This window comes from Gordonia sp. NPDC003422, assembly GCF_053588675.1.
This window is the reverse complement of record NZ_JBSFQL010000007.1, coordinates 61,029-77,842: the sequence shown is the minus strand read 5'-3', so window position 1 is coordinate 77,842 and position 16,814 is coordinate 61,029. Positions and strand designations below refer to the sequence as shown.

General features: G+C 66.3%; 19 protein-coding genes, 4 tRNA genes and 1 pseudogene. 7 read left to right on the top strand and 17 right to left on the bottom strand.

What is annotated here, in order from left to right:
* The first annotated feature begins 13 nt into the window (after positions 1-13).
* A complete protein-coding gene (locus ACWDTF_RS08175; protein ID WP_449754263.1) occupies positions 14-601 on the top strand; it encodes a hypothetical protein in 588 nt (195 codons plus the stop codon).
* Positions 602-613: 12 nt separating this feature from the next.
* Here ACWDTF_RS08175 and rplA read toward each other — a convergent pair whose 3' ends face one another.
* The 5 genes from rplA to ACWDTF_RS08150 all read right to left on the bottom strand — a co-directional run bounded on the left by rplA (position 614) and on the right by ACWDTF_RS08150 (position 3,524).
* Positions 614-1,330: a 50S ribosomal protein L1 gene (gene rplA / locus ACWDTF_RS08170; protein WP_240860088.1), complete on the bottom strand. Its 717-nt coding sequence runs from the start codon at positions 1,328-1,330 to the stop codon at positions 614-616.
* An 82-nt stretch (positions 1,331-1,412) separates the two neighbouring features.
* Entirely contained in the window at positions 1,413-1,847 is a 435-nt protein-coding gene (rplK, locus tag ACWDTF_RS08165) for a 50S ribosomal protein L11 (RefSeq protein ID WP_240860087.1), read from the bottom strand.
* A gap of 124 nt (positions 1,848-1,971) precedes the next feature.
* Positions 1,972-2,850, bottom strand: a complete 879-nt coding sequence (gene nusG, locus ACWDTF_RS08160) for a transcription termination/antitermination protein NusG (protein ID WP_355275472.1) — start codon at positions 2,848-2,850, stop codon at positions 1,972-1,974.
* 70 nt (positions 2,851-2,920) lie between these two features.
* Entirely contained in the window at positions 2,921-3,412 is a 492-nt protein-coding gene (secE, locus tag ACWDTF_RS08155) for a preprotein translocase subunit SecE (RefSeq protein ID WP_240860085.1), read from the bottom strand.
* Positions 3,413-3,451: 39 nt separating this feature from the next.
* Positions 3,452-3,524: transfer RNA gene (locus ACWDTF_RS08150), tRNA-Trp, on the bottom strand.
* 219 nt (positions 3,525-3,743) lie between these two features.
* Here ACWDTF_RS08150 and ACWDTF_RS08145 point away from each other — a divergent pair.
* Positions 3,744-4,121, top strand: coding sequence for a DUF4189 domain-containing protein (locus ACWDTF_RS08145; RefSeq protein ID WP_240860083.1), 378 nt, complete (start codon positions 3,744-3,746; stop codon positions 4,119-4,121).
* A 77-nt stretch (positions 4,122-4,198) separates the two neighbouring features.
* Here the strand turns inward: ACWDTF_RS08145 and ACWDTF_RS08140 are convergent, their stop codons facing one another.
* The 5 genes from ACWDTF_RS08140 to ACWDTF_RS08120 form a co-directional block, all read right to left on the bottom strand.
* Complete coding sequence (locus ACWDTF_RS08140; protein ID WP_240860080.1) at positions 4,199-5,293, bottom strand: fused (3R)-hydroxyacyl-ACP dehydratase subunits HadA/HadB; 1,095 nt, start codon at positions 5,291-5,293, stop codon at positions 4,199-4,201.
* A gap of 150 nt (positions 5,294-5,443) precedes the next feature.
* Positions 5,444-5,611 carry a 50S ribosomal protein L33 gene (gene rpmG, locus ACWDTF_RS08135; protein ID WP_003929651.1) on the bottom strand — a complete coding sequence of 56 codons (168 nt, stop codon included), beginning with the start codon at positions 5,609-5,611 and terminating at the stop codon, positions 5,444-5,446.
* Positions 5,612-5,706: 95 nt separating this feature from the next.
* Positions 5,707-5,780, bottom strand: a tRNA-Met gene (locus ACWDTF_RS08130).
* Between the two features lie 21 nt (positions 5,781-5,801).
* Positions 5,802-5,874: transfer RNA gene (locus ACWDTF_RS08125), tRNA-Thr, on the bottom strand.
* 128 nt (positions 5,875-6,002) lie between these two features.
* Positions 6,003-6,083: transfer RNA gene (locus ACWDTF_RS08120), tRNA-Tyr, on the bottom strand.
* A 145-nt stretch (positions 6,084-6,228) separates the two neighbouring features.
* Between ACWDTF_RS08120 and ACWDTF_RS08115 the strand changes: the two genes are divergently transcribed.
* Positions 6,229-6,720: a YajQ family cyclic di-GMP-binding protein gene (locus ACWDTF_RS08115; RefSeq protein ID WP_240860078.1), complete on the top strand. Its 492-nt coding sequence runs from the start codon at positions 6,229-6,231 to the stop codon at positions 6,718-6,720.
* Positions 6,721-6,725: 5 nt separating this feature from the next.
* Here ACWDTF_RS08115 and htpX read toward each other — a convergent pair whose 3' ends face one another.
* The 3 genes from htpX to ACWDTF_RS08100 form a co-directional block, all read right to left on the bottom strand.
* The gene (gene htpX / locus ACWDTF_RS08110) at positions 6,726-7,592 is read right to left on the bottom strand and encodes a zinc metalloprotease HtpX (protein WP_240860076.1); all 867 of its coding nucleotides are present in this window, start codon (positions 7,590-7,592) and stop codon (positions 6,726-6,728) included.
* A gap of 84 nt (positions 7,593-7,676) precedes the next feature.
* Positions 7,677-8,693 carry a polyprenyl synthetase family protein gene (locus ACWDTF_RS08105; RefSeq protein ID WP_240860074.1) on the bottom strand — a complete coding sequence of 339 codons (1,017 nt, stop codon included), beginning with the start codon at positions 8,691-8,693 and terminating at the stop codon, positions 7,677-7,679.
* Positions 8,694-8,878: 185 nt separating this feature from the next.
* Positions 8,879-9,010 carry a hypothetical protein gene (locus ACWDTF_RS08100; RefSeq protein ID WP_449754262.1) on the bottom strand — a complete coding sequence of 44 codons (132 nt, stop codon included), beginning with the start codon at positions 9,008-9,010 and terminating at the stop codon, positions 8,879-8,881.
* A gap of 14 nt (positions 9,011-9,024) precedes the next feature.
* Between ACWDTF_RS08100 and ACWDTF_RS08095 the strand changes: the two genes are divergently transcribed.
* The 3 genes from ACWDTF_RS08095 to ACWDTF_RS08085 all read left to right on the top strand — a co-directional run bounded on the left by ACWDTF_RS08095 (position 9,025) and on the right by ACWDTF_RS08085 (position 11,959).
* Positions 9,025-9,156, top strand: a complete 132-nt coding sequence (locus tag ACWDTF_RS08095) for a hypothetical protein (RefSeq protein WP_449754261.1) — start codon at positions 9,025-9,027, stop codon at positions 9,154-9,156.
* Positions 9,157-9,660: 504 nt separating this feature from the next.
* Positions 9,661-10,926 carry a geranylgeranyl reductase family protein gene (locus ACWDTF_RS08090; protein WP_449754260.1) on the top strand — a complete coding sequence of 422 codons (1,266 nt, stop codon included), beginning with the start codon at positions 9,661-9,663 and terminating at the stop codon, positions 10,924-10,926.
* A gap of 79 nt (positions 10,927-11,005) precedes the next feature.
* Complete coding sequence (locus tag ACWDTF_RS08085; RefSeq protein ID WP_449754259.1) at positions 11,006-11,959, top strand: oxygenase MpaB family protein; 954 nt, start codon at positions 11,006-11,008, stop codon at positions 11,957-11,959.
* Between the two features lie 18 nt (positions 11,960-11,977).
* Here ACWDTF_RS08085 and ACWDTF_RS08080 read toward each other — a convergent pair whose 3' ends face one another.
* Entirely contained in the window at positions 11,978-12,688 is a 711-nt protein-coding gene (locus tag ACWDTF_RS08080; RefSeq protein WP_240860068.1) for a demethylmenaquinone methyltransferase, read from the bottom strand.
* Positions 12,689-12,718: 30 nt separating this feature from the next.
* The gene (locus ACWDTF_RS08075; RefSeq protein WP_449754284.1) at positions 12,719-13,876 is read right to left on the bottom strand and encodes a glycosyltransferase family 4 protein; all 1,158 of its coding nucleotides are present in this window, start codon (positions 13,874-13,876) and stop codon (positions 12,719-12,721) included.
* 80 nt (positions 13,877-13,956) lie between these two features.
* On the opposite strand from ACWDTF_RS08075, the pseudogene ACWDTF_RS08070 reads away from it, so the two are divergent.
* Positions 13,957-14,493 (top strand): annotated as a pseudogene (locus tag ACWDTF_RS08070) (Type 1 glutamine amidotransferase-like domain-containing protein); the annotation flags it as partial.
* On the opposite strand, the gene ACWDTF_RS08065 reads toward ACWDTF_RS08070, so the two are convergent.
* On the bottom strand, positions 14,377-15,018 hold the full coding sequence (locus ACWDTF_RS08065) for a DUF3592 domain-containing protein (RefSeq protein WP_308221061.1): 642 nt from the start codon (positions 15,016-15,018) through the stop codon (positions 14,377-14,379). The pseudogene ACWDTF_RS08070 and the gene ACWDTF_RS08065 overlap by 117 nt on opposite strands.
* Before the next feature lie 146 nt (positions 15,019-15,164).
* Positions 15,165-16,808 (bottom strand): 2-succinyl-5-enolpyruvyl-6-hydroxy-3-cyclohexene-1-carboxylic-acid synthase, encoded by a 1,644-nt coding sequence (gene menD / locus ACWDTF_RS08060; RefSeq protein WP_449754258.1) that lies wholly within the window; start codon positions 16,806-16,808, stop codon positions 15,165-15,167.
* Positions 16,809-16,814: the final 6 nt, after the last annotated feature.

Sequence of the window (16,814 nt, the reverse complement as noted above, 5' to 3'; positions counted from 1 at the left end):
CCGCGGTGACTTCGTGCCGGTGATCCTCGGCGCAGTCGCAGCCGCACTCACCGCATACCGCCTCCGCCAACCCGCCGGGTACGTCGCCGCCGTCATGATCGCGGCCGGCAAGGCGACCTGGAAACTACTCGCTGCGGCCGACATCGCCGACCTCCCCCGCCTCGCCGACGCGCTGTTCCCGTTGATGGGTTGCGGTTTCGTCTTGTTGGCTGCCGCCGCGTGGGGTCTGCGCAACCCAGCCGTAGCTGTAATTTGCTGTGCCGCAGCCGCTCTCGGCGTGGCAATACCGTCCATCGCCGACGGATTCCTGGTGGCCGCCATCGTCGGTGTCACGGCGTTGTTCGTCGCACTCGGGCGCGACGCACGCCGTGCACGTGACACCCCGACCGTCGCACTTCTCGCATGCAGCCTGCTCGCCACCTACGTTCTCGGTCCGATGTCGTCGGGTGGGCAGACGATGACCGCGCAGTGGATCGAGCAGAGCATCAACTCCGCCGGCCAGGCCGCGTTCGCGCTCGCGGCGTGGAGGTTGCTGCCGATCCCGACCTCACGCAGAGAGACAACGAACCCCCGACCACCATCGGCGGTCGGGGGTTCGTGATGCGGGTTTCGCTCAGGCCTGTGCGGGCTCGGCGAAGTTGCGGGTGACTGCCGGGTCGACCGGGATGCCCGGGCCCGTCGTCGTGGAGACGGTCACCTTCTTGATGTAGCGACCCTTGGCGGCCGATGGCTTGGCGCGCATGATCTCGTCGAAGGCCGCGCCGTAGTTCTCGGCCAGCTTGGTGGCGTCGAACGACGCCTTACCGATGACGAAATGCAGGTTGGCTGCCTTGTCGACGCGGAAGTTGATCTTGCCGCCCTTGATGTCGTTGACGGCCTTGGTCACGTCGGTGGTGACGGTGCCCGTCTTCGGGTTCGGCATCAGACCACGCGGGCCCAGGACACGCGCGATACGACCGACCTTGGCCATCTGGTCCGGGGTGGCGATCGCGGCGTCGAAGTCCAGCCAGCCGCCCTGGATCTTCTCGATCAGGTCCTCGGCACCGACCTCGTCGGCACCGGCGGCGGTGGCCTCGGCGGCCTTGTCGCCGGCCGCGAAGACGATGACGCGGGCGGTCTTACCGGTTCCGTGCGGCAGGTTGACGGTGCCTCGAACCATCTGGTCTGCCTTGCGGGGGTCGACGCCCAGCCGGATCGCGACCTCAACGGTCGAATCGGTCTTCGTCGACGAGGTGTCCTTGGCCAGCTCAGCAGCCTCCAGCGGGCTGTAGAGCTTGGACTTGTCGACCTTCTCGGCCGCGGCCTTGTAGGCCTTGCTGTTCTTGCTCATTGCTCTGTTCTTTCTCCGTGTTGCTTGACGAGTTCGTGGTTAGTGGGCCGAGCCGGCCCTCCCACTTGGTTGTGCTGGTAGATCAGCCTTCGACGGTGATACCCATCGACCGTGCAGTGCCGGCGATGATCTTCGCGGCCTGGTCGATGTCGTTGGCATTGAGGTCTTCGGCCTTGGTCTTGGCGATCTCGCGGACCTGGTCCATCGACACCTTGCCGACCTTCTTGACGTGGGGCTCGCCCGAGCCCTTCTGCAGACCGGCAGCCTTCAGCAGCAGCTTCGCGGCCGGCGGGGTCTTCAACTTGAAGTCGAACGAGCGATCTTCGTACACGAAGATCTCCACCGGCACGACGTTGCCACGCTGCGACTCGGTCGCGGCGTTGTACGCCTTGCAGAATTCCATGATGTTCACGCCGTGCTGACCGAGCGCCGGACCCACGGGCGGGGCCGGGTTGGCCGCGCCTGCCTGGATCTGGAGCTTGATGATCCCGGCGAGCTTCTTCTTCTTGGGAGGCATCCTTGTTCCTTGTTTGTTTCTTGCAAATCCACGTCCGCTGGAGGCGTGGAAGTTCTTATGTCAGCGCCCGCTTCCGCTCCCTGAGGTGCGAGGAGCGCTGGCGACGGGCCTCGAAGGGCGCCGTTTAAATCTTCTCGACCTGGTTGAACGCCAGCTCGACCGGGGTCTCGCGACCGAAGATCGACACGAGCACCTTGACCTTGCGCTGCTCGGCGTTGACCTCGGAGATCGACGCGGGCAGGGTCGCGAACGGGCCGTCCATGACGGTGACCGACTCGCCGACCTCGAAGTCGACCTCGATGGTCGCAGTGGCTGCGGCGGCCGCGGCCTCCACACCCTCGGCTGCGGCACCCTTCGACGCAGCCGGCTTCTTCGCCTCGGTGCGCGGCATCAGGAACTGCAGCACCTCGTTGAGGCTCAGCGGCGACGGCTTCGAGTTCATGCCGACGAACCCGGTGACACCCGGGGTGTTGCGCACGGCGCCCCACGACTCGTCGTTGAGATCCATGCGCACCAGGATGTAGCCGGGCAGCACCTTGCGGTTGACCTTCTTGGGCTGGCCGTTCTTGATCTCGGTGACCTCTTCGGTCGGGACCTCGACCTGGAAGATGTAGTCGCCGACGTCGAGGTTCTGCACGCGGGTCTCGAGGTTGGCCTTCACCTTGTTCTCGTACCCGGCGTAACTGTGGATCACATACCAGTCGCCCGGCGCGCGACGCAGCTGCTTGCGGAGTTCTTCGACCGGGTCGAGCTCCTCTTCGACAGCGGGCTCGGCAGCAGCTTCTTCGGCAACAGCCTCGGCGGCTTCGTCGGCCTTCTCGACAGCGGCCTCGCCACCCTCGACGGCGTCCGCCTCGTCCTCAGCGGCCTCTGCCTGGGCCTCGACACCCGGATCGTCGGTCTCGTCCACGGTCGCCACGGCGTCTTCAACGACGTCGGCATCGACGACATCGACCGCGCTGTCCTGCGCTGCCGAAACGTTCTCGTTCTCCGGGGTGCTCACTGCGCCCACGCTCCTTTGTATTCCTACGTTTGCGGTCGTCGTGGTCGACCGGCACACCCACTTGCGTGGATCAGCCGAACAACCAGAGGACGCCCTTGGCGAAGAGGATGTCGATGCCGGCGATGAACGCCGTCATGATGATCACGAAGACCAACACGACGATCGTGTAGGTGATCATCTCCCGACGAGTCGGCCAGATGACCTTCTTCAGCTCTGTGACGACCTGCGTGAGGAACACCCAGATCCGTGTGAACGGATTCCGGCTCTCCTCGGCAGACACCTTCTTCTTCTTGCGTTCCTTGACGGCGACCGCGGAACCACCATCGGCGTCCGCGTCTCCGTCGGTGTCGGATGCACCCGCCGACCGACGACCCCGAGCCGAGCGCTTGCCGGACGGCCGCAGATCCTTCGTCGTCGTTTCCTCGGACGACGTGGTGTCATCCGATGCTTCGACGTCGTCCGCGGCTTCGTCGCGACCGTCGAGCTCCTCCGCAGCCGATTCGGCCGCGGCGGATTCCTTCGCGGCGTCTTTGGCGGCCGAAGCCCGGTCTCGCTTGCTCAACTTCGAGGTCCTCTCGTCAACGTGTGCCCTTCACCAGGGCAGGGGCGACAGGACTTGAACCTGCAACCTGCGGTTTTGGAGACCGCTGCTCTGCCAGTTGAGCTACGCCCCTTTGTGACCACCGGGGTGATCACCGTCGATCGGCTCCTAACACAACCAACGCGCCACCCTATGGGCAGCGCGCAAGTCAAGAGTCAACCTGACACTTCAGTGTAGAGCACGAAGGGAGCCGAACCCAAAACCGGTCCGTCGGACCGAGTTGTCGCCCACGTAATTCGATCGACATACCACATCTTCCGGCAGGCCTACCAGGCGGCTTACCTTTAGTCGCATGAACAAGAAATTCATCGCATCCATCGGAATTGCCGCTTCATTGGCGGCCGGAGGCACAGCCCTCTCGGCCGCGGGTCCCGCAGACGCAGCTCGCGACTACTGGGGCGCCATCGCCTTCGACAACAACGGTCGGACCGCCACGGCCTACAACTACCCGACCGCGCAGTCCGCCATCAACCGGGCGAAGGCACTGTGCGGCTCGCACTGTGGGCAGTTCTCGTTCGTGAACTCCTGCGGCGCCATCGCCTACACCAACAGCAAGAGCCGCTGGGCATGGGCGCGGGGCTACCCGTCCCGCTACACCGCCGAGCGCGCCGCGCTGAACCGACTGGGCTCTGCCGGCTACGTCGCACGGTGGACCTGCACCGCTCGATGACAGACCCCCAGTCACGACAGATCTGGGCCTGATCCGCTTGTCACCCCAAGCAGATCAGGCCCAGTTTCGTGTGTGGGTCAGTTGAACTGGATCTTGGCCTGCGCGCGGCCGAAGATCTTGCGGTCACCCTGCTTGGCGACGATGGCGATGACACCCTGACGGGTCTCGGGGTCCAGCGACTTGACCTTGCCGGTGAAGTCGACCGCGGCGCTGTCGTCGGCCGGCACGTACACCGGGCTGGTGAAGCGGACGTTGTACTCGCAGAACGCCGCGGGATCGCCGATGAACTCGGAGATGAAGGTGGCACCGAGACCCATCGTCTGCATGCCGTGCGCCACCACACCCTCCATGCCTGCGGCCTTCACCAGGTGATCGGAGAAGTGGATGGGGTTGGGGTCGCCCGCGACACCCGCATAGTTGGTCAGGTTGCCCCGCGTGAGCAGGAACCGCTTGGCCGGGAGTTCCTGGCCGACGGTCAGCGTGTCGAAGTCGATCGACGCGAACGCACCGGGCGACTGCGTCGGGTCGGGCAGTTCGTAGCGACCCGGTTCCGGCTCCACCGTCCGGCCCGCGTGACCGGTCTTGTCGACCTTCATCATCACGTGGTCGAGCGACTCGGTCAGCTCCGGCGCGATCTCCATGCCGGGCCGCGCGGCCAGCGACGTGTAGGTGGTCATCACCGGTTCGTCGTGCTGGTTCCAGATGACGTTCTTGGTGACCATCAGGTCGATCATCTCGGGGCTCGTCACATGCCGGAACGAGTCCAGCGAGACGTCGCACACCAACTGGTCGCCGACCTTCATCGGCTGGTGGTAGATCAGTCGCTGGTCGGTCTGCATGATCTGCCAGAGGTCGTATCCGGTGATGACGTCCTCGAACAGCCGGCGCTGCGCGATGATGCCGAGCACCGACACATAGGTCGGCGCGGCGATCAGGCAATCGTGGCCCATCGCGCGGGCAGCCGCCTCGTCCCAGTGCGTCGGGTGAGCGTCCTGCACGGCAAGAGCGTGTTTGCGGATCTCCTCGCGACCGATCTCGTAGTAGTCGTCGACGGTGTAGTTGAATCCGACGAGCGTCTTGGTGTGCTCGGCGATCTCCTCGGGAGTCAGCTTCGCATCGGTCTTCAACGAGTCCATCCGCTCCTCGAGATCTCTCTGTGCCACCTGGGTCATCGCTACCACCTCAACAAATCTCTGACAAAGAAAACGGACCACCTCGTCGAGGCGGCCCGTTCATCTCTTGTGCGTCGGGGTCACCGACGTCCGAATCGCTCCGGCTCTCCCTGCGAGGAGCCGTCAGCGCAACTCCGCGTCACGGAGTCGTCAGCGCGATTCCTTATGTGCCTGATGCTTGCCGCAGTTCGGGCAGAACTTCTTGATCTCGAGACGATCGGGATCGTTGCGACGGTTCTTCTTGGTGATGTAGTTGCGGTGCTTGCACACCTCGCACGCCAAGGTGATCTTGGGGCGAACATCTGTGGAGGAGGCCACTTGATTGCCTTCTTTCGGGTGGTACGTGGTCGCGATCGACGTTTCCCAGCGGGACGGCGACCCTTTCGCTCGGCTCCGTTACCGGACCCGATGTGTAGCGGTGGAGGGGCTCGATCCCTCGACCTCACGATTATGAGTCGTGCGCTCTAACCAGCTGAGCTACACCGCCCCGTTGGACTTGCGTCCAGCGAGCCCCCTGACGGAATCGAACCGTCGACCTTTTCCTTACCATGGAAACGCTCTGCCGACTGAGCTAAGGGGGCGTGCCCGATCCGCTCGTCTCCGGGCGGCTCGAGAGCCTTAACGAGGTTACACACCGACTCGTGCGCTCACCAAATCGCAGGTCAGAAGGCCTGCTGATGAGCGCTCTCGCCGATGTCGACCACGCTTGTGGCAGATGCAGGATTCGAACCTGCGTAGCTTTCGCGACGGATTTACAGTCCGCTCCCATTGGCCGCTCGGGCAATCTGCCGTGACGCTCTCGCGCCGGATATCCAGCGTAAGAACACCGCCGAGAAGAATACAACCAATTAGCCGGTTCGACGCAAACCGGCAGGTCAGGCAGATCTCGCGGGTCCCGACCGAATGCGTCCCAGTGGCGGACTAGGCTGGCCCGCATGGCTGATTCATCGTTCGACGTGGTGAGCAAGGTCGACCGTCAAGAGGTCGACAACGCCCTCAACCAAGCGGCTAAGGAGCTGTCGCAGCGCTACGACTTCCGCGGCACCAACACCGGCATCGAGTGGTCGGGCGAGGAGGGCATCGTCATCACCTCCGACGCCGAGGAGCGCGCCCAGGCCGGCCTGGAGGTGTTCAAGGAGAAGCTGATCCGCCGCGACATCTCCCTCAAGGCGTTCGACGCCGGCGAGGTGACGTCTTCGGGCAAGACCTACAAGATCAGCGGCACCCTGGTGCAGGGCATCGACTCCGAGCACGCCAAGAAGATCTCCAAGAAGATCCGCGACGACGGCCCCAAGGGCGTCAAGGCGCAGATCCAGGGTGAGGAGTTGCGCGTCTCCAGCAAGAAGCGCGACGACCTGCAGGCCGTGATCGCCCTATTGAAGGGCGAGGACTTCGGGATCGCCCTTCAGTTCGTCAACTACAGGTAGGCCGACTACTGGCCGATCCCGCGCCGCGCCATCTCCTGCAGCCGCGCGATGCGTTCCTCGGTCGGTGGGTGCGTGGAGAACATCTTCGCCATGCGGTCGGTCGCCCGGAACGGGCTCTCGATCATCATGTGCGACTGCGCCGCGATGTCGGGGTTCGGCGGCAGCGGCGCGGCCTGCACACCACCGGAGATCTTGGCCAGCGCCGACGCCAGCGCCAGCGGGTCACCGGTGAGCTCGGCCCCCGACTCGTCGGCCTGGTACTCACGCGACCGCGACACCGCCAGCTTCACCAGGGTCGCCGCAATCGGGCCGAGGAAGGCCACCAGGATCATCACCAGCGGGTTAGGGCCGTTCTCGCGGTTGCCACCGAACGCGCCGAAGAACATCGCGAAATTGGCGAGGCCGCTGATGATGGCGGCCATCGCGCCCGCGACGGAGCTGATCAGGATGTCGCGGTTGTACACGTGCGACAGTTCGTGACCGAGCACCGCACGCAGTTCCCGTTCGTCGAGGAGCCGCAGGATGCCGGTGGTGCAGCAGACGGCGGCGTTCTTCGGGTTGCGTCCGGTGGCGAAGGCGTTCGGCGATTCCGTCGGGCTGATGTAGAGCGACGGCATCGGCTGATGAGCGCTCGTCGCCAACTCACGCACGATCCGGTACAGCACCGGAGCCTCGACCTCGGTGACGGGCTGCGCGTGCATCGCCTTGAGCGACAGCTTCGCGCTGTTGAAGTAGACGTAGGCGTTCATGCCGATCGCAAGGATCACCGAACCCCACAGGATCAAGGGGCTCTTGAACAGGGCTCCGATACCGACGATGATCGCCGACATCAAGCCGAGCAGAAACGCGGTTTTCAGGCCGTTGAAATGCATCAGTCCTCGTTCGTTCGCACACCACGCGTTGTGGTGCATCATTCAATCAAACGAACCGGGGTCCGATTCAGTTTCCGCGACCGGTTAGCCCGTTCGGTCGATCGTGTAGCGGACCAGCGACGCGAGCGCCTGATGGGCAGGACGGTCGGGTAGTTGCGCGAGTTCGGCGTCGGCCGCATCGGCGTAGGACTGCAGTTTGGCCCGGGCCTGCTCCATCCCCGACGACTTGCCCAGCAGTTCGATCGCCTCGTCGACCTCGGCGTCCTCGGTCAGCGCCCGAGTCTTGCCGTCGTCGCCGACGAGCAACTCCCGCAACCGGTTCGAAGTCGCGTCGTCGGACTGCAGGGCGTACAGGACCGGCAGCGTGTGCACGCCCTCACGCAGGTCCGTGCCGGGCGTCTTGCCGGAATCGCCGCTCGCCGAGCTGATGTCGATGATGTCGTCGGACACCTGGAAGGCGGTTCCCACCACATCGCCAATCCGCGACAGACGTTCGATGTCGTCGGGCCCGGCGCCTGACGCCATCGCACCGAACCGGCCCGCCGCCGCAATGAGCGACCCCGTCTTCTCCCACACCACCTTCAAGTAGTGCTCGATGGGGTCGCCACCCGCCGTGACGCCGACGGTTTCCCGCATCTGACCGGTCACCAACTCGGCGAACGTCTCCGCGATGATCCGGACAGCTTCGGGTCCGAGGGTCGACACCAGGCGCGACGCCCGCGCGAACAGGAAGTCGCCGGAGAGGATGGCGACGCTGTTGGTCCAGCGCGCATTGGCGCTCGGCGCACCACGACGCATCGGCGCCTCGTCCATCACATCGTCGTGGTAGAGCGTGGCCAGGTGGATCATCTCGACCACCGTCGCCGACGTGATCACCTCGGAGGCATCCGGGTTGGGCCCGAACTGCGCGGCCAGAATCGCGAACATCGGCCGGAAACGCTTCCCACCGGCCTTGGCCAGATGGGTGGCCGCCTCGGTCATCACGTCGTCGCCGGAGGAGAGCTCGGTGAGCAGCAGGTCTTCCACCTGCGCCAACGACACGCGCACCGTCTCTGCGAACTCGTCCGATACCAGGTCGACCCCGGCGAATGTGGACTTCACGTGATCTGCCCCTCGGCGCTCATGCAGCTGAGCCTATCGGCAACCACCGGTTCGGCAACGGATGGGTTGGGCACGCGACCTTCCCCAATCAAGCCCGACTCCCGCTGCGATCAAGCCCGCCTCCCGCTGACCGAGCCGATTCCGAGCCCCTGGGCGAGGCATCGTGTCGAGATCACTGGTCGAGATCACTCACCGCGAACTTTTCGGACGCGATGTCGATCCTTCTTGGTGAACGCACGAAAGTCTTCGAGCACTTCGTCCCACCCGAAGAGCACGTCGTCGTAGGTCACCCGGAATGGGAGACCCTTGTCGATCATGATCACAACGCTCCATGAGACGCTTGACCGCCTTGGGCAACACCGGCATCAGTTCCTGTAGAGCAGGTCTGTCGAGCTTCAAGGTGTTCATCACCGAGTCGCACGTGGCGATCCAGTCCTCGGCGCTCATGCACTTGGCGGCGTAGACCAGCGCGGTCGCGGCGTCGTCGACCGCGCTGGTCACCGGGAGCGCCGGGCCGAACCCCAGGCAGAAGTCCTTATCGGTTCTGTGCCGCTTCGATCCGCGGATGTGCGTCTTCCCGCGATATCCAGGCGGCACCCAGAAGCCCCTCGCGATCAACGCCGACACGCATGTCAGGCAGCCATGCTTCGATACAGCGGTCACTGCCGCTTGATTGGCGTTCGGAGTGGCATACCAGCCGCGAGCCGGATGCGACAGCTGCCCGTTGGCGGCCATCCGCCGAATCTGCAGGTCGGTGAAGTCCCGTTCGACCAACTCCGCGCGCGAGTGGACGCCGAAGTCCTGGTCGTGCGCCTCTTTTTCGTCCATACCAGTCAGACGCAGCGGAGCCTGTTCCGGATCCATCGGAGGTCTCGTCCGGAGCGGTCTTCCTCAGTGGCCTCCGAGGGCAATATGCCCTCGGAGACCACTCAGCGCGACCGCTCCGTTCGCCCGACATACTGGTGCGGTGAGCGACGCGACCAAAACACCCGACCGCGCCGATGTCCTCGTGGTCGGCGCCGGACCGGGCGGGTCCGCGGCCGCGGCGCACGCCGCCGCGGCCGGGCACGACGTGGTCCTTGTCGACGCCGCAACCTTTCCGCGCGACAAGACCTGCGGCGACGGTCTGACCCCACGCGCGATCGCCGAACTCGACGCTCTCGGCCTCGGCGACTACCTCGACGGACGCCCCCGCCTCGACGGCCTGCTCCTGCACGGCTGGGGTGCGACCAAGCGTGTGCCCTGGCCGTCGGGCCGCTTCCCCGCCTACGGCAGTGCGGTCGCGCGCACCGAGCTCGACGAGGAGATCCGCGCGCTCGCGGTTTCCAAGGGTGCCCGAATGATTCAGGGCGCCAAGGCTGTTGATGTGACGATGACCGGCGACCGGATCGAGTCGGTCACCCTGGCCACCGCGTCTGGGACGTCGACGATCCGGGTGCGAGACGTGATCGTCGCCGACGGCGTGAAGTCCGGCCTCGGCAAGTCCCTGGGCCGAGAGTGGCACCGCGACACCGCCTATGGGACCGCCGCGCGCGCCTACGTCCCGTCGACCCGCGCCGACGAGAACTGGATGGGATCGCATCTCGAACTCCGTGGACCCGACGGCAACTTGCTGCCCGGATACGGCTGGGTCTTCCCGCTCGGCAGCGCGGGCGGCGGGCTGCTCAACGTCGGGGTCGGGGCGCTGGCCACCGCAAAACGCCCCGCGCACATGCAATTACGACCGATCCTCGAGTTCTACGCGAACATGGTCCGCGACGAATGGGGCATCGAGGGACCGCCGGTCCGACTCACATCTGCGCTGCTGCCGATGGGCGGCGCGGTGACCGGAGTCGCGGGACGCAACTGGATGCTCATCGGCGACGCCGCGGCATGTGTGAACCCGCTCAACGGCGAGGGCATCGACTACGCCCTCGAAACCGGCCGGCTCGCCGTCGAACTCATCGGCGACACCCGCGCCGACCCCGACCACACCGCCCGTTGGCGCGACATCCTCGTCGACCACTACGGTCTCGCGTTCTCCGCCGCCCGACGCCTCGCCGGGCTGCTTACCGTGCCCCAGGCAGTCCCGACCCTCGGCCGTCCCGGGATTCGGTCGCAGCGGCTGATGTCGATGGTCGTGCGGGTGATGGGCAACCTGATCACCCCCGACGACGCCGACCTCGTCGCCCGCGCCTGGCGCGGTGCCGGCCGGGTCTCGACGCGCATCGACGCACGGCCGCCGTTCTCCTGAGTGATCCACACCACGAACCCACACCATCGTGACCACCCACATGTAATCAATGAGACGTTTTCGGTGATATGTTCCAAGCATGCTCGCAGCCCGCTTCCGCAACTCCAAACGCTATCGTCGGCGCGATGAAATCGACCGCATCGACGCCGTCGCCGACCCGGTGTCCATCGCCCGCGCACTCGGGACCCAGGAGTTCCCGTGGGGCATCACGCAGGCCTTGAGCTTCGCGCTGTTCCGCACCTACGCCGTCCCATCCATCGGCGACTTGCTCTATCGCACAGGCCAATTCACCGACGAGACACAGAAGCGCTACGACGACACGGTGCTGCTGCTCGACGCACCGATCGAGCACGGCTTCGACAGCACGACGGGACGGTCGGCGATCCGGCGTATCAACCAGATGCATGCCCGTTACGACATCTCCAACGACGACATGCTCTACGTGCTGGCCACTTTCGTGGTCTGTCCGGTCCAGTGGGTGAACGCCTACGAGTGGCGCAAGCTCACCGACCACGAGATCACCGGGCTGACCAATCACTACCGCAAACTCGGTAAGCACATGGCGATCAAGAATCTTCCCGCAACCTACGCAGAGTTCGAGAAGTTCCTCGTCGACTACGAGCGCGAGCACTTCGCCTACAGCGCCGACTCGCGCAAAGTCGCCGACGCGACGCTCGACCTCCTGTGCACCTTCCTGCCCTACCGCCTCATTCCGCGGCCCGTCGTGCGTCGAATGTCGTTCGCGCTCATGGACGATCCGCTTCTCGAGGCCTTCGGCTACCCCAAGCCGACCGCCGTCGAACGCGTCCTGGTGCGCGGTGGACTGAAGGCGCGCGGTTTGGCGATCCGCACGTTTGCCCGGCCGCGGGTGAAGCCGATCTACGGACGTGAGATGTCGCAGGTCCGCGGATACTCGCGCGGGTACCAGGTCGAAGACCTCGGCACCTTCGCCCCCGGTTGCCCTGTGCCACACGCCGATCCGACGCCCGACCTCGCTGTCGGCTGCCCGGTCCCCCACGCCGCCAACACCTGAGCATTCGTTGAGCGTGCGTCACTTCCGGGCGGAATGCACCGCCGCGATACCGCCGGTCAGGTTCTGCCAGCGCACCTGCGAAAAGCCCGCGTCGCGCATCAGGTCGCCGAGCGCGAACTGGTCGGGCCACGCCCGAATCGATTCTGCGAGATACACATACGCCGACGGATTGCTCGACACCCGAGTCGCGACAGCGGGCAACGCCTTCATCAGGTACTCCATGTACACGGTGCGGAAGGGCCGCAGCGTCGGGGTGGAGAATTCGCAGATGACGATCCGCCCACCCGGTTTCAGCACCCGGTAGAGCTCGCCGAGCGCTTGCGACACGTCGTAGACGTTGCGCAGCCCGAACGAGATGGTTGCGGCGTCGAACGACGCGTCGGCGAACGGCAGGTGCAACGCGTCGGCGGCGACCTTCGGCACGTCGCGCGCAGCGCCGGCCTTGAGCATGCCGAGCGAGAAATCCGCGGCGATACACACCGCGCCGGACCGCGCCAGCTCGACCGTCGACACCGCAGTACCGGCGGCAAGATCGAGCACCACGTCGCCCGGTTTCAGATCCAATGCCTTGCGAGTGGTCTTGCGCCAACTCCGATCCCGCCCGAACGACAGCACGGTGTTGGTGATGTCGTACCGCTTGGCGACGCCATCGAACATGGCCGCAACCTCGGCCGGATCCTTGTCGAGCGTCGCGCGCTCGCCACTCGTTGAGTCCGAAGCAGCTGCCATGCGCCTCAGGCTACCTGCAGCCACGACGGCTCAGGCGACCCGCCCGCGCCGCGACCGGCCCGATGCGGAACCGTCGAGCACCGAGTCGTAGTGCCCGACCAGCTGCGCGCAGATCGCCGACCACGACCGACTCCGCACCGCCTGCACCGCCGCACGACCAAACGCGGCCCGCAGCGCATCGTCGCGCAAGGTGTCGACGACCTCCGGCAGCCGCGTCGAGAACTCGTCGACCCCGAGCAGGTATCCGGTCCGGAACGGCGCGACCAGGTCGCGCGGACCCCCCGCGTCGGGCCCGATGACGGGCAGCCCGCTGGCCATCGCCTCTTGAATGGCCTGGCAGAACGTCTCGTGTTCGCCGGCGTGCACGAAGATGTCGAGGCTCGCGTACGCGCGAGCGAGGTCGACGCCCCGCAGCTCGCCGGTGAACACCGCACCCGGCATCAGCCGTTCCAGCCGTGCCCGCTCCGGCCCGTCGCCGACGATCACCAGCTGCACCGTCGGGTCGGCAGCCAACGACGCCAACCGTTCCACGTGCTTCTCCGGCGCGAGCCGACCCACGAATCCGACGACGAGCTCGGCGCTGTCGCCCATCCACGAAGCACGCAGCTCAAGATCCCGCCGACCGGGCGAGTACAACTCGTTGTCGACGCCCCGACCCCACTTGCGCAGACGCGGAATACCATGCGCGGCAAGTTCTTCCAACGCAGCCGACGACGGCGCCAGGGTGAGGTCGCAGAGTTCGTGGAGGCGTCGGGTGTACTGCCAGGCCAGCTGTTCCACGGCGCCGAGCCGATACTCCGCGGCAAACCCCGCCACGTCGGTCTGGAACACCGCGACCGCCGGCACGCGCAACTTCCGCGCGGCAAGAGCCCCCGCCGCCCCGACCACGAACGGCGACGCCAGATGCACGACGTCGGGCTCGAAATCACGCAGCGCGCGGTAGAGCACCGGCGCCGGAACCCCGACCGGCAACGACGTCACCCGCGGCACCCGCACGGACGGCACCAGATGCACCGGCGTCCGACGCCCCACCATGCGGGGCCCGCCCGGCTGCCCGCGCGGGGTGTCCGGAGCGATGACGACAGCCGTGTGGCCGGTGATCTCGAGATGGTCGACCACCCGCAGGACGGAGTTGACGACCCCGTTCACGTTCGGCAGGAAACTCTCGGCGACGATCGCGACGCGCATGCCGCCATCGTCACCGCCCTGTCCGACGACACAGATGTCACAACGTGACGAATCCACGAACTCATGATGAACTCCCCACCATGCCCGAACTACTCCTGCTCAGCCGCTGGCTGAACGCGGTCCCCGATTTCCTCGCGACCAGGGCACCCGCGAACGCGACGATCGGCTTCATCGCGACCGCGTCGTCGATCTACCCCGACCCCGCCTGGGTCGACCTCGACCGCACCACCCTGCACGACCAGGGATTCTCCACAGTCGACCTGGACCTCGAATCCCTGACGCCACCGCAACTCGAGCAAGCTCTACACAGAGTCGACGCCGTGTTCGTCTCCGGCGGCAACGTCTTCCATCTGCTGGGTGTGCTTCGACGCACCGCCACCGACCGACCACTCGCCGACGCCATCACCAGCGGACTCCCCTACCTGGGAGCCAGCGCGGGAGCGGCGATCGTCGGCTCCGACATCCAACCGCTCGGTCTGCTCGACGACCCGGCAGAAGCGTTACCGCTGGACTCGACGGTCGGCCTCGGGTTCGTCGACGGCGTCGTGGTGCCCCACGCGGACGGGCTCGTCGGCGGCATCGGGCGTGTGAACGCCGTCCAGCGCGCCTTCGGCGCCACCCACCGACTGCTCCTTCTCCGCGACGACCAGGCTCTCCTCGTCTCCGGCGACACCAGCGTCGTCGTTCCCGGCTGAGGCGAGTTCCGCGCGCTCGGCCCGCCACTTGCCCCATCGACGCGAGAATTCGGCGACAAACACCATCAGCAGGCCGACGATCAGCCAACCCACAACCGCGATCGACAACCCCGGAATGATCGACAGCGACGCGCTGCGCCCCATCGGCCGCGCGATGTCGGGGTTGTACGCGGCATATTCGACGCGGATGCGCTGACCTTCACTCAGTTCGGTCGGGTACAGCAGACCGAGTCGAGGGCTGTGGAACCGACCGTCGGGTGTCTGGAAATACACCTCGGCGTGCAACGGATCAGCGGACACCACGTCGGCCATCACGGTGGCCTTGCTGGCCTCGATGGTGGAGTCGTTCTTGTAGCAGCCCGCCACCAGGCAGAACGCCATGACCGTGATGGTGGTGCCGACGACGAGCAGTCCGATCTGGACTCGTCGCACGATCGTCGGATTCATGGCTGTCAGGATAATCCACCCGCCGATCGAGCCCCCACACGCTGATCGAGCCACCCCACGCCGATCGAGCCCCCACACGCTGATCGAGCCACCCCCACGCTGATCGAGCCGGTACCGAGCCCCCTGGGCGAGGCACCATGTCGAGATTACTCCCCGCGCAACCGCTCCCCGATCCGCGCGTGCACAGCTCGTAACCTCTCCCGGTCCGTCGTCACCTCGACCACCTCGATGCCGCCCACGACCGGCTCCTCGGCCAACACCGACGACAACTCCGACACCTCGACCCGACGATGCGGTATATGGAAACCCGCACACAACGACGCCAGATCGGTGCGATGCGGAGTCCCGAACACCCGCTCGTAACTACCGGCGTAAGGCCCGGTGTTGAACCGCGGATCGCCCTGTTCGAGCAGCCCGAAGATGCCGCCGCCGTCGTCATTGGCGACGACGATCCGCAGCGAGTCCGGCCGCGGCTCCCCCGGTCCGATGACGAGTCCGGTGGCGTCGTGGATGAAGGTCAGGTCGCCCATCAGCGCGACCGTCCGACCACCCGCGAGCGCAACCCCGATCGCCGTCGAGTTGGTGCCGTCGATGCCGGCGACGCCCCGATTCGACAGGACGCGCACACCGTCACCGAGACGACCGGCGAGTGCAACATCGCGGATGGGGTTACTGGCCCCGACGACGAGTTGTTCGCCCGGCAGCATCGCCGCGCTCACCGCACGCGCGACGTGCAGACCGGTGACCGGACCGGGCGCATCGAGTTCGGCGTCGACCGCCCCGAGCACCCGCTGTTGGATCGCTGCACATTCCTTGAGCCATTCCTCGCGCGGTTCGCCGGCGGCCTCGGCGCGGGTGCCGGTGGCGTAGACGTTGCCCGAGACGTCGGGCCAGCGCGGGCCGGTGGTGAGGGCGTAGACGCGCACCGACGGGTCGGCGAGCAATCGTGCGACACCGCGGTGCAGCGTCGGACGACCGCAGATGATGGCCTGCTGCGGGCGGATCGCGTCGAGGGCGAGCGGATGCAGCGGCGTCTGCGGATGCGGCGCCGTGGGCTCGGCGACGGTCGGCACGCCCGCGAGCTGCGGATGCACGCCCGACCCGTGGCCCGACACGACCACGGTGTCCAGCGAGAGGTCGATGGGCAGCGGGACGTCGAGTTTCCCGACGGGCGCCTGGGTCCACGGCAGCCCGTTCTCGCGGCCGGCGAAGGACCCCAGATCGTCGTCGAAGGCGGTGTCGGGGACGAGGGGTTCGCGGAGTGGGATGTCGAACTGGACGGGTCCCGCGTTGCCGGTCCGGGCGCCGCGGGCGGCGGCCAGGACACGCCCCACCGCCGAGCGCCACTGACTGTTGGTGTCGAGGTCCTGTTCGGCCAGGCCCAGGCTGATCGCCGCGCGCACCTGCGTGCCGAAAATACCGAACTGTTCGACGGTCTGATTGGCGCCCGACCCCAGCAGCTCATACGGCCGATTCGCACTGACCACCACCAGCGGCACCCGCGCATAATTCGCCTCGAAGACTGCAGGACTCATGTTGGCGACCGCGGTTCCGCTGGTCATCACGATCGGCACCGGCTGGCCCGACGCCACCGCCAAACCCAAGGCGAGGAACCCCGCCGACCGCTCGTCGATCCGCACATGCAGACGCAGCCGTCCCGCGGTGTCGGCGGCATGCAGCGCGAACGCCAGCGGCGCATTCCTCGACCCAGGGCACAGCACCGCATCCCGAACGCCGCCACGGATCATCTCGTCGACGATGACCCGGGCCTGCAATGTCGAGGGATTCATCCCTTC